The 14,309-nt window shown below is 62.2% G+C and carries 18 protein-coding genes; 12 read left to right on the top strand and 6 right to left on the bottom strand.

All coding sequences use genetic code 11. From position 1 onward, the window contains the following. Positions 1-108 precede the first annotated feature (108 nt). Both AC1RQ5_RS06460 and AC1RQ5_RS06465 read left to right on the top strand, forming a co-directional pair. Positions 109-1,233 carry a PepSY-associated TM helix domain-containing protein gene (locus tag AC1RQ5_RS06460; RefSeq protein WP_493197738.1) on the top strand — a complete coding sequence of 375 codons (1,125 nt, stop codon included), beginning with the start codon at positions 109-111 and terminating at the stop codon, positions 1,231-1,233. Further along, the gene (locus AC1RQ5_RS06465; RefSeq protein WP_493197740.1) at positions 1,230-1,412 is read left to right on the top strand and encodes a hypothetical protein; all 183 of its coding nucleotides are present in this window, start codon (positions 1,230-1,232) and stop codon (positions 1,410-1,412) included. The genes AC1RQ5_RS06460 and AC1RQ5_RS06465 overlap by 4 nt, the downstream gene beginning before the upstream one ends. 54 nt (positions 1,413-1,466) lie before the next feature. Here the strand turns inward: AC1RQ5_RS06465 and AC1RQ5_RS06470 are convergent, their stop codons facing one another. From AC1RQ5_RS06470 to AC1RQ5_RS06480, 3 genes are all read right to left on the bottom strand, one after another. Next, positions 1,467-1,766 carry a helix-turn-helix domain-containing protein gene (locus tag AC1RQ5_RS06470; RefSeq protein ID WP_493197742.1) on the bottom strand — a complete coding sequence of 100 codons (300 nt, stop codon included), beginning with the start codon at positions 1,764-1,766 and terminating at the stop codon, positions 1,467-1,469. Between the two features lie 52 nt (positions 1,767-1,818). Beyond that, positions 1,819-2,193, bottom strand: coding sequence for a type II toxin-antitoxin system RelE/ParE family toxin (locus AC1RQ5_RS06475; RefSeq protein ID WP_493197744.1), 375 nt, complete (start codon positions 2,191-2,193; stop codon positions 1,819-1,821). A gap of 102 nt (positions 2,194-2,295) precedes the next feature. Continuing rightward, positions 2,296-3,066, bottom strand: a complete 771-nt coding sequence (locus tag AC1RQ5_RS06480; RefSeq protein WP_493197746.1) for an IclR family transcriptional regulator domain-containing protein — start codon at positions 3,064-3,066, stop codon at positions 2,296-2,298. 104 nt (positions 3,067-3,170) lie between these two features. Between AC1RQ5_RS06480 and AC1RQ5_RS06485 the strand changes: the two genes are divergently transcribed. The 6 genes from AC1RQ5_RS06485 (at position 3,171) to AC1RQ5_RS06510 (ending at position 8,753) form a co-directional block, all read left to right on the top strand. Next, positions 3,171-3,647 carry a MaoC family dehydratase gene (locus AC1RQ5_RS06485; RefSeq protein WP_398474810.1) on the top strand — a complete coding sequence of 159 codons (477 nt, stop codon included), beginning with the start codon at positions 3,171-3,173 and terminating at the stop codon, positions 3,645-3,647. A gap of 12 nt (positions 3,648-3,659) precedes the next feature. Beyond that, positions 3,660-4,100, top strand: coding sequence for a MaoC family dehydratase (locus AC1RQ5_RS06490; RefSeq protein ID WP_398474812.1), 441 nt, complete (start codon positions 3,660-3,662; stop codon positions 4,098-4,100). 132 nt (positions 4,101-4,232) lie between these two features. Next, positions 4,233-5,171, top strand: coding sequence for a tripartite tricarboxylate transporter substrate binding protein (locus AC1RQ5_RS06495; protein ID WP_493203333.1), 939 nt, complete (start codon positions 4,233-4,235; stop codon positions 5,169-5,171). A 229-nt stretch (positions 5,172-5,400) separates the two neighbouring features. Next, a complete protein-coding gene (gene ykgO / locus AC1RQ5_RS06500) occupies positions 5,401-5,526 on the top strand; it encodes a type B 50S ribosomal protein L36 (protein ID WP_011509735.1) in 126 nt (41 codons plus the stop codon). 101 nt (positions 5,527-5,627) lie between these two features. Continuing rightward, a complete protein-coding gene (locus AC1RQ5_RS06505) occupies positions 5,628-6,272 on the top strand; it encodes a tetratricopeptide repeat protein (protein ID WP_493197749.1) in 645 nt (214 codons plus the stop codon). A gap of 84 nt (positions 6,273-6,356) precedes the next feature. Continuing rightward, entirely contained in the window at positions 6,357-8,753 is a 2,397-nt protein-coding gene (locus AC1RQ5_RS06510) for a mechanosensitive ion channel domain-containing protein (RefSeq protein ID WP_493197751.1), read from the top strand. 166 nt (positions 8,754-8,919) lie between these two features. On the opposite strand, the gene AC1RQ5_RS06515 is transcribed toward AC1RQ5_RS06510, so the two are convergent. After that, complete coding sequence (locus AC1RQ5_RS06515; protein WP_398472507.1) at positions 8,920-9,102, bottom strand: hypothetical protein; 183 nt, start codon at positions 9,100-9,102, stop codon at positions 8,920-8,922. Between the two features lie 218 nt (positions 9,103-9,320). Between AC1RQ5_RS06515 and AC1RQ5_RS06520 the strand changes: the two genes are divergently transcribed. From AC1RQ5_RS06520 to AC1RQ5_RS06530, 3 genes are all read left to right on the top strand, one after another. Beyond that, a complete protein-coding gene (locus AC1RQ5_RS06520; protein WP_493197753.1) occupies positions 9,321-10,043 on the top strand; it encodes a DUF3750 domain-containing protein in 723 nt (240 codons plus the stop codon). A gap of 73 nt (positions 10,044-10,116) precedes the next feature. Beyond that, entirely contained in the window at positions 10,117-11,070 is a 954-nt protein-coding gene (locus tag AC1RQ5_RS06525) for an alpha/beta fold hydrolase (RefSeq protein ID WP_493197755.1), read from the top strand. A 42-nt stretch (positions 11,071-11,112) separates the two neighbouring features. After that, on the top strand, positions 11,113-11,541 hold the full coding sequence (locus AC1RQ5_RS06530) for an OsmC family protein (protein ID WP_398474823.1): 429 nt from the start codon (positions 11,113-11,115) through the stop codon (positions 11,539-11,541). 247 nt (positions 11,542-11,788) lie between these two features. Here AC1RQ5_RS06530 and pyk read toward each other — a convergent pair whose 3' ends face one another. Together pyk and AC1RQ5_RS06540 are read right to left on the bottom strand one after the other, a co-directional pair. Continuing rightward, positions 11,789-13,222 carry a pyruvate kinase gene (gene pyk / locus AC1RQ5_RS06535; protein WP_493197757.1) on the bottom strand — a complete coding sequence of 478 codons (1,434 nt, stop codon included), beginning with the start codon at positions 13,220-13,222 and terminating at the stop codon, positions 11,789-11,791. A gap of 13 nt (positions 13,223-13,235) precedes the next feature. Then, a complete protein-coding gene (locus AC1RQ5_RS06540; RefSeq protein ID WP_493197759.1) occupies positions 13,236-13,826 on the bottom strand; it encodes a DUF1036 domain-containing protein in 591 nt (196 codons plus the stop codon). A 161-nt stretch (positions 13,827-13,987) separates the two neighbouring features. Here AC1RQ5_RS06540 and AC1RQ5_RS06545 point away from each other — a divergent pair, with 161 nt between their 5' ends. Continuing rightward, complete coding sequence (locus AC1RQ5_RS06545) at positions 13,988-14,290, top strand: DUF1244 domain-containing protein (RefSeq protein WP_493197760.1); 303 nt, start codon at positions 13,988-13,990, stop codon at positions 14,288-14,290. Positions 14,291-14,309: the final 19 nt, after the last annotated feature.

Raw genomic sequence — 14,309 nt, forward strand, 5'->3', positions numbered from 1 at the left:
TTGTCGTCACCCGGCTCGACCGGGTGACCCGGTAAACTCAGGTGCAGCGGTGTCTACTGGATCGCCCGGCCAAGCCGGGCGACGACAGGCAGAGATGTCTGTGCCCTCATGACCCCGCGCACCATCCGCATCTGGTCATGGCTGCATCGCTGGACCAGCCTTATCTGCACGCTGTTCGCGCTGATGCTCTGCATCACCGGTCTGCCCTTGATCTTCAAGGATGAGCTCGGCCCAGACCTCAAGTTAGAGGCCACCACCACAGCGCCGGGTACAGCCTCCATCGACCACATCATCGCGCGTGCCAAGGCTGCGCGTCCAGGGCAGGTCGTGCCCTATCTGTTTTACGACCGCGACCACCCCATCGTGAAAGTGCCGACATCGCCGTTGATGACCACCGATCCCGGCGACTTCCACTATCAGGTGTTCGACACCCGCACCGGCCGGCAGATCGAGGTGCCGCAGCCCAATGAGGGCTTTCTCTACATCATGCTGCGGCTGCATCTCGATCTGTTCGCCGGTATCGGCGGCACGTTGTTTCTCGGCTTCATGGGCCTGTTGCTGTGCATCGCCATCGTCTCCGGTGTCGTGCTCTATGGCCCGTTCACGCGCCGGCTGGATTTCGGCGCTATCAGACGCGGCAAGCCGCAGCGCACATGGCTCGATCTGCACAATCTGCTCGGCATCGGCACGCTCGCCTGGTTCGCCGTCGTCAGCTTCACCGGCGTGATCAACACGCTGGCGGCGCCTATCGAGCTTGCATGGCAGGCCAATCAGCTTGTCGAGATGGCCGCCCAGGCTAAGCCTGCCGAGGATCCCACGAAGCGCGCCCGCATCGACGACGTGCTGCGCGAAGTCCGCACCGCTGTGCCCGGCATGAATGTGATGACCGTCGCTTTCCCCGGCACGCCGTTTGCGACGCCATCACATGTCGCGATCTTCCTCACCGGCAACACGCCGATCACCAGCCGCATCCTCAAGCCCGCATTGGCCGATGCGACCACCGGGCAGATCGTCTCGGTGCGCGACATGCCCTGGTATGCGACAGCCCTCTTCATGTCGCAGCCACTCCACTTCGGCGACTATGGCGGCCTGCCGCTGAAGATCATCTGGGCGCTGCTGGATGTGGTGACCATCGTTGTGCTGATCAGCGGCTTGTATCTGTGGTGGGCAAAGCGCCGGCGGCGCCGCTCGACCGGCACGACGATCGCCGGATTACAGGCGGCAGCGCGATGAGCAGCTTCACGCGACAATGGCTGTGGCCGATCGTGTTGGCGATGGTAACCGTGTTCGGCCTGCTCGCAGCCTTGGTCGGCGAGGGCGGCATCTGGTGGGCGCTGAGCTGGTTGCTGCTCGCCGTAACATTGCTGGTGATCGTGTATTATCTGACCGCAGCGAGGCGCACTCGACCATAGGGCAGGTCGCACGACGTAACACGTCCCACGTCCTGAACGTTGTCGCGTGAGCGCTCAAGCAGCTTGCGTCAGGGCCCTCTCGACGGCCTCTGGATCCCGATCGATGATTGTCAGATAGGCACGGGTCGTCTGATCCGGCGAATAGCGACCTTGCTCCCAGTCACGGAGGCTCGCCAGATTGATCGCGTAGCGGATGCTGAATTCTTCCTGCGTCAATCCTCGGCGCGCGCGGATTGCTTTCACGTCGATCTCCGGCGGCACAAATGTCTTGTAGGTGGCGGGATCAGCTTCGCCACGTGCGATGGATCGCCCTTCCTTTGCGGCCTTGATCAGTCTTTTGCCGAGGGTGCTCATATGTCTGACTTTCCATAGTACTGAAGTGACAGCATGCACGCTGTCCTGATGGTCATGAGCCACCGTGCATTTCGCTGATCCTGGCTTCAACGCCGTTTCGATAGTCGTCCGCATAGCCGGCCAGCGTGCGCTTCAATTCATTGCGTTCCGCCTTGCTCAGGTTCGCGCTCTCTCCCTTGTTGATGAGTGCGAGCAAGAGAATGGGGATATCGTCGCCGGCAAAATAATGCACAGTTCGGTAGCCACCGCTCTTGCCCTTGCCTCTGCCTGCAAACCGCATCTTGCGAGCGCCACCAGTCCCTTCGATCGCGTCACCGCCAAGCGGGTTCTTCGCAATCTCCGAAATCATGATCTCACGCTCGTCATCCGGCAGACCGGCGGCTTTGGTATCCGCTGGAAATGTCGGCGTCTGGATGACGGCGTGCATGCGATGTTTATACGGGTTTCCCGTACTTATATCAAGTGGCGCCTAACGAGACTGATCGCGTTGGGCGCTGCTGCGTGCCTTTGCTCCGTCTGAGCGAACGTATCACCCCGCCTGCGACGCCTGCATGCAGATATCCTGCGCGGTCCGTCGCAGCGGCACGAGATACTTCTCCTTCGCCTGCTCCTCGCTCAGCGTCCCCGAGATCGTGTTGATGCTGATCGCGGCCACCACGCGGCCGGCTTGGTCGCGCACGGGCACGGCGATGCCGCAGATCGCGGGATCCAGTTCGCCGTCGATCCAGCCATAGCCGTCACGGTCCACGCGGATGAGTTCGCGCTCCAGTGCAGCGGGGTCGGTGACGGTGCGCGCGGTGATCTGCTCGAAGACGGTGGTGGCGAGATAGTCCGCGCGCTTGTCGGCCGGCAGTGCTGCCAGCAGCACGCGGCCGAGCGAGACGACATTGGCGGGCAGGCGGCTGCCGACGGCGAGATTGGCGGAGAGAATCCGCCGGGCGGGCAGGCGCAGCGCATAGACGATTTCGGTCTCGTCCAGCACCGCCAGCGCGCAGGATTCGCCGGTTTCGTTGCGGAGATCTTCCAGCGCGCGCTGGGCATAGCCCCAATAGGGCAGCGCGTTGAGATAGGACAGGCCGAGGCCGAGCGCGCGCGGGCGCAGGCTGAAATAGCGGCCATCGGCCTCGCAATATTTCATCACCACCAGTGTCGCTAGCATTCGCCGGGCTGTGGCGCGGCTGAGGCCGGCGGTTGCCGCGACTTCCGAGAGCGTGTGGCGCCCCGGCGCCTTGCCCAATGCTTCGACCGTCGCAAGGCCACGCGCGATCGCGCGGACGAAACCATCACTCTCTTTAGCCACGTCGTGTCCCCTCAGCCCGCTTTGCAGGGCAATCGAATTCGCATAAAAATCATTCGCAAAATGAATAAAAAGTTCGCCTGATGAACATTATGGGAGCCAGCGCCATGGTGCAAGCGCAAGATTTTGAAACCGATTTCTGGAAAGACGCGAATTTACGGAAGGTCTGGGACGAGATCGTCCCCGGAGTCCCCCGCAAAACGCTGCCTTATCTGCTGACCAAGGAAGCGATCCAGTTGTATTGCCGCTCGGTCGGTGAAGATCATCCACTGTACTTCGATGAAGCTTACGCGAAGGCGTCGCCCTGGAAGGGGCTGATCGCGCCGCCGTCGATTCACATCCTGCTGATGTTTTCCTGCACGCCGACCGACGACTGGATGCGCACGCCCGGCACCGTGAATGCCGGCCAGAGCTGGAGCTACAACATCCCCGCGCGGCCGGGCGACACCATCACGCTGCAGGCCCGTGCGCTCGACAAATTCATCAAGCGCGAACGGCTGTTCGTCGTGCACGACAACGTGTTCTTCAATCAGCACGGCGACGTCATTTGTTCTGGCCGTGGCCAGACCATTCGTCCGATGTGACGGAGACGATTCATGAGCATGAATTTTGAATCACTGAACGCCGGCGACACCATCGACGGGCCGAGCTTTGCAGTTTCGCGCGAGTCGATCCGCCTGTTCTGCGACGGCTCGCTCGATTACAATCCGCTGCATCTCGACGACGACTATATGAAGAACGCGTTCGGCAAGACCAATTTCGGCGGCATCATCATGCATGGCATGAACAATTTCGGGCTGATCACCCGCATGCTGACCGACTGGGCCTATCCGGCCGGTGCGATTCATCGGCGGCTGGAGACGCGCTGGGTCAAGCCGGTGAAGCCCGGCGATACGATCAGGCCCGAGGGCATCATCAAGGCCAAGCAGGTGACGCACAAATCACGCTGGGTGCTGATCGATGTGCTGGTCAAGAACCAGATTGGTGAGAAGGTCGCCACCGGCGAGGCCATGGTGGAGTTTCCGACCGCATCCTGATTGTTCTATACTCCGATCGATTTGAAGTGACAGCCTTGCACCATGGTGTGCGGCTAGCGTTATGCGTCATTCAATAGTGAATCGATGTTGGAGGACGAATTGACATTGCTCACCAGACGCGCGCTGGCGGTGATGGCCTTTGCCTGCATCGGTGTTTCGGTTGCGCAGGCACAGACCATTCCCGGCAATCAGGTGAAGATCGTCGTGCCGTTCCCGGCCGGCGGCACCACCGACATCCTTGCGCGCTTCGTTGCGCAATATCTCGGCGACAAGCTCGGCGCGACGGTGATCGTCGAGAACCGTCCGGGCGCATCGGGCACCATCGGCTCCGACATGGTGGCGAAGTCGCCGCCGGATGGCAGCGTGGTGCTGATCACGGCCACGCATCACGTGATCAATCCCAGCCTGCGCAAGAGCCTGCCATACGACACGCAAAAGGATTTCTCGCCGATCGCCGTGGTGGCAACGGCGCCGAATGCATTATGTGTGGCGAAGGATTTTCCGGCGAAGACGGTGGCCGAACTGATCGCGATGGCGAAGGCGCAGCCGGGCACATTGTCGTTCGGCTCCTCCGGCATCGGTGGCGCCAATCATCTGTCCGGCGAATTGTTCGAACAGATGGCCGGCGTCAATATCGAGCACATTCCCTATAAGGGCGCAGCTCCCGCGATGAACGATCTGATCGGCGGCCACATCCCGATCATGTTCGATACGCTGCCAACGGTGCTCCCCGCAGCCCAGGCCGGCAATATCCGCGTGCTCGCGGTCACGAGCCTGCAGCGCGCGGCGTCGCTGCCCGATGTGCCGACCCTCGACGAGGCCGGCGTGAAGGGGTTTGAGGCGACCTCGTGGTTCGGCATGTATATGCCGCAAGCGAACGGCAACCCGATCTACAGCAAACTGGTCGCGGCGATGCAGGAGATCCTGGCGGCGCCGTCCACCCGCGAAAAGTTCGCCACGCAGGGCGTTGAGCCCGGCAAGCGAACAGGGCGTGAATTCGCCGCCTTCGTGGATTCGGAGATCACCAAATGGAGCGCGGTGGTGAAGGCCGCAAACGTGCCGCAAGAATGACGCTGTGTTGCCGCACCGAATTTGGCGCGTGACGCGATAAATGGCTGCAAATGTCCCCCGTAGGGGCCGCGATTTTGCCCGTTCCGATTGACAGTGGGATCGGTGGTGGCTAGAAACCGCGGGTCCCGGGCGGCTCGGCTGCCAGCGGGTTAAAGCCCATTTTCGCTGATTTTGGAGCCTGCAACGCGCGGCTTTTGAAGTCACGATCGCAAGTACTCAGGATTGACCGATGAAAGTCCGTAACTCGTTGAAGTCGCTGCGCGCTCGCCACCGCGACAACCGCCTGGTCCGCCGCAAGGGCCGCGTTTACGTGATCAACAAGACCCAGCGCCGCTTCAAGGCTCGTCAGGGCTAAGTTGTTGCTCGGCTGGCATTTTGCTGGCTGACGTCACGATATCACAGGTCTTTGACGCGCTGCCGCTTTGCAGCGCGTTTTTTCGTGTCTAGACTTCACGAATGGCATCGCGAGTCCGGACCACAGGCTTTGGCGTTCTGCTCACCACCCTTTTGGTGGCAGGACCGGCGTTCGCGCAGGTCAAGGATCCCAAGTCGGTCCAGCCCAGCACGCCAAAGGCCATCCCCCAAGCCCCTGAAAAGCTTCCGAAAATCGGTGCGGACAAAGTCCGCGGGCTGGATTTTCTGTTCGGCGCGCTGAAGGCCGCGCCGGATGAAGCCAGCGCCAAACATGTGGAAGGTCGAATCTGGGCGCAGTGGTCGCAAACCCAAAGCGACACCGCGGCTTTGCTGATGACCCGCGCGAAAACGGCGCTGGATGCCAAGCAGATCGACGTTTCGGTGAAATTGCTCAGCGCTGTCATCAAGTTAAAGCCCGATTACATCGAGGGCTGGAACCGGCGTGCGACGCTGTATTACCTGCAAAACGACTACACCCGCGCGCTTGAGGACATCGAGCAGGTGCTGGCGCGCGAGCCCCGGCATTTCGGGGCACTGGCCGGTCTCGGCATGATCATGCAGGAATTCGGCGATGATAAGCGGGCCTTAGAGGCCTATCGCAAGGCCCTCGCCGTCAATCCGCATCTCGAAAAGGTACCGGATTTAGTTAAATCGCTGACCGAAAAGGTCGAAGGCCGCGACATCTGACGCGTCCCGCCCAGCGCAGCTCTGCCGTGCTTTAGCAGTTTTTCGCACCATTCGGCGCCAGGAACCAAACTTCCGACACATGACATGGGCGAAAAGGGCGCTTTCCAGGATTCTGTGAAGGGGCCCGTTTTGGCGAAGAAGTCTTTCCCGCTTTTCGCATTGCTATGTCTTTTGCTGGTTGCGCCTTTCAGCGCGCCTGCGCTGGCGCAGAAGGCCGACGCGCCGGCGGCTGCCGCAGCACCGACACTGACGCCCGAGCAGGCCAAGGCGGCGCTGGAGACGCTGCAAAACGATGCCAAGCGCAAGGAGATGATCGACACGCTGCAGGCGATCGCGCAGGCGAAGCCCGCAGAGCCCGAGAAGAAGCCCGCGATCCCGCTCGATGCCGACAGTCTTGGCGCGCAGCTGCTGGTGACGATTGCGGACCAGCTTGGTGACATCTCGCGTGAAATCTCGTCCGCGGTGCAATCGGTCACCCGCTTTCCGGCGCTTTGGTACTGGCTGCAAAGCGCGGCCAACGATCCCGACACCTATCATCTGCTGTTCGACATCGCCTGGAAGCTGGTTGTCGTGTTCGGTGGCGCGCTTGCGGCCGAGTGGCTCGTGGTCTGGCTGCTGCGCAGGCCACAGGCGGCGCTCGAGGCACGCATTCCGTTTATCGCGCGCGCTCCTTCGGCATTGATCGAACGCTCCGATCCGCCATCATCGACGGCGGATGTCACCGAGGTGCCTGACCTCAACACGCGCCGGCGCAGCCTGACTCGCGCCTGGCAATCGCTGCTGCGGCTGCCGTATGTGATCGGCCGATTGTTGCTCGAATTGTTCCCGATCTTCGTCTTCACCGGCACCGTCTCGTTGCTGCTCGGCACGCAGATCGGTGACGCCGGCACCACGCGTCTCGCGATCCTCGCGATCGTGAACTCTTACATCGTGGCACGCGCCATCGTCTGCGGCATGCGCGCCTTGTTTGGCCCGCTCGCTTTGTTCCGGGTGAAGGAAGAGACGGCGGCCTATCTCGAAATCTGGACGCGCCGCATTGTCGGCGTCGGCGCCACCGGCATCGCCATTGCCAATGTTGCACTGATGATGGGCCTGTATCGCTCCGCCCATCTCGCGCTGATCAAGCTGGTGATGCTGGTCGTGCATATGTTCGTGGTCGTGATCATCCTGCAGTGTCGCAAGCCGGTGGCCGATGCGCTGCGTGGTCCGGTCGGTGCGACCGGTTTCCTGAATGGCATGCGCAACCGTTTTGCGAGCCTCTGGCATGTATTCGGCATCGTCATCGTGATGGCCGCCTGGGGCATCTGGGCGCTCAACATCCGCAACGGCTATGCACTGCTGCTGCAATATATTGTTGGCACCGTGATCGTCGTGCTGATCACGCGCCTGGTCTCGATGATGGCGCTCAGCCTGATCGACCGCGGCTTCCGTATCAAGCCGGAAGTCCTGAAGCGCTTTCCGGGACTGGAGACACGCGCCAATCGCTATCTGCCGCTGCTACGCAAGGTGGTCGCTGCCACCATCGCCGTGATCGGCTTTGTCGCTTTGCTGGAAGTCTGGGGCGTCAACGCCATCGTCTGGTTCTATGGGGGCCAGATCGGCAGCCGAATGGTCTCTGCCGTCGTCACTGTCGCGATTGCGGCGATCGCTGCAGCCGTGGTGTGGGAAGGCACAAATGCGGTGATGGAGCGTCAGCTCACGTCGCTCACGCGTGATGGCCACTACGCACGCGCGGCGCGGTTGCGCACGTTCCAGCCGATGCTCCGCACCACCTTGCTCGGCGTGATCATTGCGGTGATCGCGCTCACTGTGCTCAGCGAAATCGGCGTCAATGTCGCGCCGCTACTGGCCGGCGCCGGCATTCTCGGCGTCGCCATCGGCTTCGGCTCGCAAAAGCTGGTGCAGGATGTCATCACCGGCCTGTTCCTGCTGCTGGAAAGCACGGTGCAGGTGGGCGACACGGTTGCCGTGTCGGGACTGAGTGGCGTGGTCGAGAACCTGTCGATCCGCACCATTCGCCTGCGCGCGGGTGACGGCTCGGTGCATATCATTCCGTTCAGCGCAGTGACGACCATCACCAATTCAAGCCGCGGCGCCGGCAATGCGGCAGTCGCTGTCAGCGTCGGTTTCAAGGAAGACACCGATCGCGTCGGCGAGATCCTCAAGGAGATCGCGGTCGAGATGCGCAAGGAAGATGCGTTCCGTCCGCTGATGCGCGGCGATCTCGAATTGTGGGGCGTCGACAAAGTCGATGGGTCGATGGCGACGCTCGCGGGTCAGATCCGTTGCACGGATACCGGCCGATGGGCTGTCCAGCGCGAATTCAATCGCCGCATGAAGATGCGCCTGCAGGAAGAGGGAATCGAGATCGCCTCGCCGGGCAGTCAGACGGTGATCATGCAATTGCCGCCGCCGGCGAAGGAAGAGGCTGCGGGCGAGGGTGAGGCGGTCGATTCGAAACAGGAAAAGCGCCGCGCCTGATGCACGGCGATACCGACCAATCGTAGGGCGGATGAGGCGAAGCCGTCATCCGCCGCGGAGTTTCAATTATAAAACCGGCCGGCGGATGACGCTGCGCTTATCCGCCCTACGGACTGGATTGCCCGGTCGAGCCGGGCGATGACAGTAAGAGTAGCATTAAAGCTACCTAATGCACGGCGCCCGTACCGGGACGGATCGCGCCACCGCGAACAGACGCTGCGTAAAGTTGCTGCAATTCCGTCTCGAGCTGTTCGTTGACAAGCAACAGAGCCTTCACGGCGCCGCGCAGATCTCCGTTACAGGTCGACACGATTTCGTCGATATCGGTTTCGATCAGATCGGGCGCCATTTTCATTCTCCACCTTCGATCATTTGCGATCATGGCGGACATTCCGCATCGCGATCGTGGCAATAACCTGCCCAATTGCGTCCTGTTCCTGTGGATAGCGTGGACAGCTCCTGCTGACTTTGTGTCGCAGGCAATGTGGCGAAGGCCCGCGCAAGCCCCATATCCACACTGATATCCCCGCTTTCTTCCGCTTCCGGGTCATTTCGGTGAGAAAAATCGTGCTCATTCTGCTCGCGCTGCTTGTCGTGCCCATCGGCGTATCGGCCGCAAAATATTTTGCGGGCGATCGTTCGGTGAATTGGCAAAGCGCGGATCGCTCCAGCGCGGGCTTGTTGCCGCCGGCTGCAGAACATCCCGACGCACTGGTGCGTGTCTTCGCTGCCCGCACGGTACGTTGGCGCGGTATTTTCGCTGTCCATAGCTGGGTCGTATTCAAGGAGAAGGGCGCAACGCGCTACACGCGCTATGATTATACCGCCTGGGGCGATCCGATTCGTCTCAACGGCTTTGCTGCCGATGGCCGCTGGTTCGGCGATGAGCCGATGGCAATTGCGGCGGCCGAAGGCGCGTCCGCGGAGGCGATGATCCCAAAGATCAAGGCGGCGATCGCCAGCTATTCCTGGCGCGCCGATGGCGACTACCGAGCCTGGCCGGGGCCCAATTCCAATACATTCGTGACGGCCATTCTGGCTGCCGTGCCGGAACTGCAAGTGACGCTACCGCCGACTGCGATCGGCAAGGATTTTCCTTACGCAGGCAATGCGTTCGGCTGGACGCCTTCGGGCACCGGGGTGCGCGCGACGCTTGGCGGCTATCTCGGCCTGACGGTCGGCTGGATCGAGGGCGTGGAGTTGAATGTGCTTGGCGCCGTACTTGGTTTCGACATCAGGCGTCCTGCCATCAAGCTGCCGGGCCTGGGCCGACTTGGAATGGACGCGTGACAGGCTGGGATGCGAAACCTGCCCGGCGCCCATGCGTAGCTGATGCGTGCACAAAATCTCCCGGACATTTTCAATGATCGCCGTCGCGCTGGTTGCCATGCTTGCCGTGTTGGCGCTGGCCACGCAGGTGGGCGTGTTCTTTCTTGAGAGGCAGTATCCGCCGACTGGCCAGTTCTTCGATGTGACGGGTGCGCGCCTGCATGTCCTCGATCTCGGCCCGCGCAATGCGAAGGGGCCGCCGATCGTGCTGGTGCATGGCGCCAGCTCCAATCTCGGTACCATGCGCATGCCGCTCGGCGACATGCTGGCGAACAGGCATCGCGTCATTTTGATTGATCGCCCCGGCCATGGCTGGAGCACGCGCAGCGAGAATCTGTCGCCGGCACTTCAGGCCAAGATGATCGATGATGTGCTCGGTCAGTTGAAGATCGAGCGGGCGATCGTCGTCGTGCATTCGCTGGCCGGTGTGCTCGGCCTGCGCATGGCACTCGATTATCCGCAGCGCGTGGCAGGTCTCGTATCGCTCGCCGGCGTGGCCTATTCCTGGCCAGGTGGTGTCGGCACCTACAATGCTGTGGTGACGACGCCAGTGATCGGGCCGTTGCTGGCCTATACGATCACATTGCCGCTCGGCCTGTTGCTGGCCGAACCCGGCACACGCGGCGTGTTCGCGCCGCAAGCCATGCCGGATGATTACGTGGCCAAAAGCGCGGTGCCGCTGTTGCTGCGGCCGCGCGAATTTCTGGCCAATGCCTGGGATCTGGTGACACTAAAGGCCGCAGTGACCGAGCAGTCGCCACGCTATGGCGAATTGCAGATGCCGGTGGTTGCCATCACCGGCGATGCGGACACCACCGTCTCACCCGAGATTCATTCAAGACGGCTGATTGAGACCGTCTCGAAAGGCAAACTAATTCTCCTGCCGGGCGTTGGTCATATGGTGCAGAATGCGGTGCCGGATCTGGTGGTCGGCGAGATCGAGAAATTGATCTCCGCTGACACAAATCCGACGGCTGCGTCGCGCTAGGATCATATCTGATCGATTTCACAACCAGATGAGGACATGAGCATGACCACGACATTCGGATCGGCCAAATGGCAGGGCGGAATCAAGGACGGCAAGGGATCGATCTCGACCAAGAGCGGTGCGCTCGCGGACTATCCCTACGGCTTCGCCAGCCGCTTCGAGGGCAAGCCCGGCTCCAATCCGGAAGAACTGATCGGCGCCGCACACGCCGCGTGCTTCACCATGGCGCTGTCGCTGATTCTCGGCGAAGCCGGGTTGAAGGCTGATGCGATGGAGACGAAGGCGGATGTCACGCTGGAGAAGCAGGGCGAAGGCTTTGCGATCACCAAAGTCCATCTGACGCTGTCAGCCAAGGTGCCGGGAGCGGATCAGGCGAAGTTCGACGAGCTCACTGCCAAGGCAAAGGCGGGATGTCCGGTGTCGAAGGTGCTGAACGCCGAGATCACGCTGGACGCGAAGCTGGAAGGCTGAGGCTTCTAACCTCTCCCCGTTCTTTACGGGGAGAGGTCGACCCGGCGCAGCCGGGGCGGGTGAGGGGCGGGGCACCAGGCCAGCACCTTGCTCTGAACTATCGATACGAAGAATTTTGTCGGACGGTGTTTGGATCTCTGAGAGATCCGATGGCGCATGCTTGCGGCACGCGCGTGCCATGCCCCTCACCCGCCGCTAAGAAGCGGCGACCTCTCCCCGCAAAGAGCGGGGAGAGGTTAGAAAAAAACTACTCGCCCGTATCGTTCGAACCAACATACGCAATGCGCAGCATGTTGGTCGCGCCCGGCGTGCCCAGCGGCACGCCCGCCACGACGATCACGCGCTGGCCGGCCTTGGCAAATCCATCGCGAAACGCGATGCGTCCTGCGCGGTCCACCATGTCGTCCTGATCCTTCGCATCCTCGGCCACGACGCAATGCACGCCCCACGCGACGGAGAGCTTGCGACCGCCGGCGAGGTTCGGGGTGATGGCGACGATCGGCGGCTTGGGCCGTTCGCGGGCGACGCGCATGGCGGTCGAGCCAGAGCTGGTCCAGCAGATGATCGCCGACAATTCCAGTGTCTCGGCAATCTGCCGCGCAGCATCAGCGATGGCGTCGCCGACGGTGGCTTCGGGGCCGGGGCGCTGCGCCGTGAGTACGCTGCGATAGGTCGGATCGCGTTCGACCTCTTCGCCGATGCGGTTCATGGTCGCGACCGCTTCCACCGGGAATTTTCCGGCGGCGGATTCCGCCGAGAGCATCACGGCATCCGCGCCTTCATAAATGGCGGTGGCGACGTCGGAAACTTCGGCGCGGGTCGGCACCGGGCTCTGGATCATCGATTCCAGCATCTGGGTTGCGACGACCACCGGCTTGCCGGCACGGCGCGCCATGCGGGTCATGCGCTTCTGCAGGCTCGGCACGCGCTCCAGCGGCAATTCGACGCCGAGATCGCCGCGCGCGACCATCAGCGCGTCAGAGGCTTCGAGAATGGAGTCGAGGCGCTCGATCGCCTGCGGCTTTTCGATCTTCGACATGATGGCGGCGCGGCCGCGCACCAAACGCTTGGCTTCGTGCACGTCCTCGGCGCGCTGCACGAAGGAGAGCGCGACCCAGTCGATGCCGGTTTCCAGCGCTGCTTCGAGATCGCTGCGATCCTTCGGCGTCATGGCCGAGACAGGGAGGTCAGTGTCCGGGAGGCTGACGCCCTTGCGGTCCGAGATGCGGCCGCCGACGACGACGCGGGTCACGGCGCGATCGGAGGAGGTCTCCTCGGCGATCAGCTTGAGCTTACCGTCATCGATGAGCAGCGCGTGGCCGGGGCGGAGCGCTGCGAGAATTTCCGGATGCGGCAGGTGCACGCGGGTGCCGTCGCCCGGCTCCGGATTGGAGTCGAGCGTAAAGGCTTCGCCGTTCTTGAGCTGAACACCGCCATCGGCGAAGGCGCCGACACGCAGCTTCGGACCCTGGAGATCGACGAGAATGCCGATCGGGCGGCCATAGCTGCTCTCGACATTGCGGATCGTTTTCACGAGCTCGCGCATCTTGTCATGCGGCGTGTGGCTCATATTGATGCGGAACACGTCGGCGCCGGCCTCGAACAGCTTGCGGATCATCGCGCTGTCGGAGGAGGCGGGGCCGAGCGTGGCCAGAATCTTGATTCGGCGTTGTCGTCTCATGTCGCAGCTCGTCTTATTGCTTGGCCGGCGGAGCGGGAGCCGGCCCGGCGGGGGCATTGCCCGGATTGTTCGGCAAAGCAGGGAAGCCGGCACCCGGTGCCCCCGGAGGCGGTCCTCCAGGACCGGGGCCCGGCAGGCCCGGCAACTTCGGCGGTTGTTCGTTGGTCTCGGTCAGTTGCACCGTCCAGGCCCGCTGTTCACCGGTATCGACTTCGAAGAAGCCTGTCCGGTCAAAACCGCGCGCCAGGCAGTTTTCGGTGCCCTTGATGGTGAATTCCTTATCGCGCGAGCACATGAAGGCCTGACCCGACCATTCACCGCCACGGTCATAGTCAATGGCATAGATGTAATAGTACCGGGCCACCAGAGTTCCACGCAGCAGGGTCTCGCAGGCCCGCGACGAGACGTTCCACCAGCCCTCGGTGGTCCAGCCGTCGGCGTCCTTGTAGCCGAGCGCAATGCCGACCCGGCTCGACGTGTTGTTGCAAAGCCGGAAATCCGCCGCCGCAGGTGTCGCCCACATGCAGGCGAGCATAACCGCCAGAACTGGCAGCAGGCTGGCCCAGCGGATGCGGGTGGAGTGGTGGGGATTCGTGATGATCATTCGCCGTCGATATATATCAGTTCCTTGACGGTTTCGCGTGGCATGACTTGCCTGTCAATGTCAGGAACCGAAAGCGGCGGGATTGCGCAGTTTGCACTGCGTTATGGCGAAATCTGGTAAAGAACCCATCTTACGAGCTTACCGGATCAATGGATGCAGTCATGGCGATCGACGACAAGACACAAACCGAACTGGAGGCCGCAGCGTTCCGCCGGCTGGTGGCGCATCTGCAGGGCCGCACCGACGTCCAGAACATCGACCTGATGAATCTCGCCGGCTTCTGCCGCAACTGCTTGTCGAACTGGCTGAAGGATGCCGCGGACGAGCGGGGCGTCGGGCTAAGCAAGGATGAGAGCCGCGCAGCGGTCTATGGCATGCCTTACGAGGCCTGGAAGCAGCTGCATCAGGGCGAAGCCAAGCCGGACCAGCTTGCGGCTTTTGAGAAGGCGAAGCCGGCGCATTGAGGTGGCCTGCAACCACGGC

The organism is Tardiphaga sp. GW821-FHT12E02, assembly GCF_058807155.1.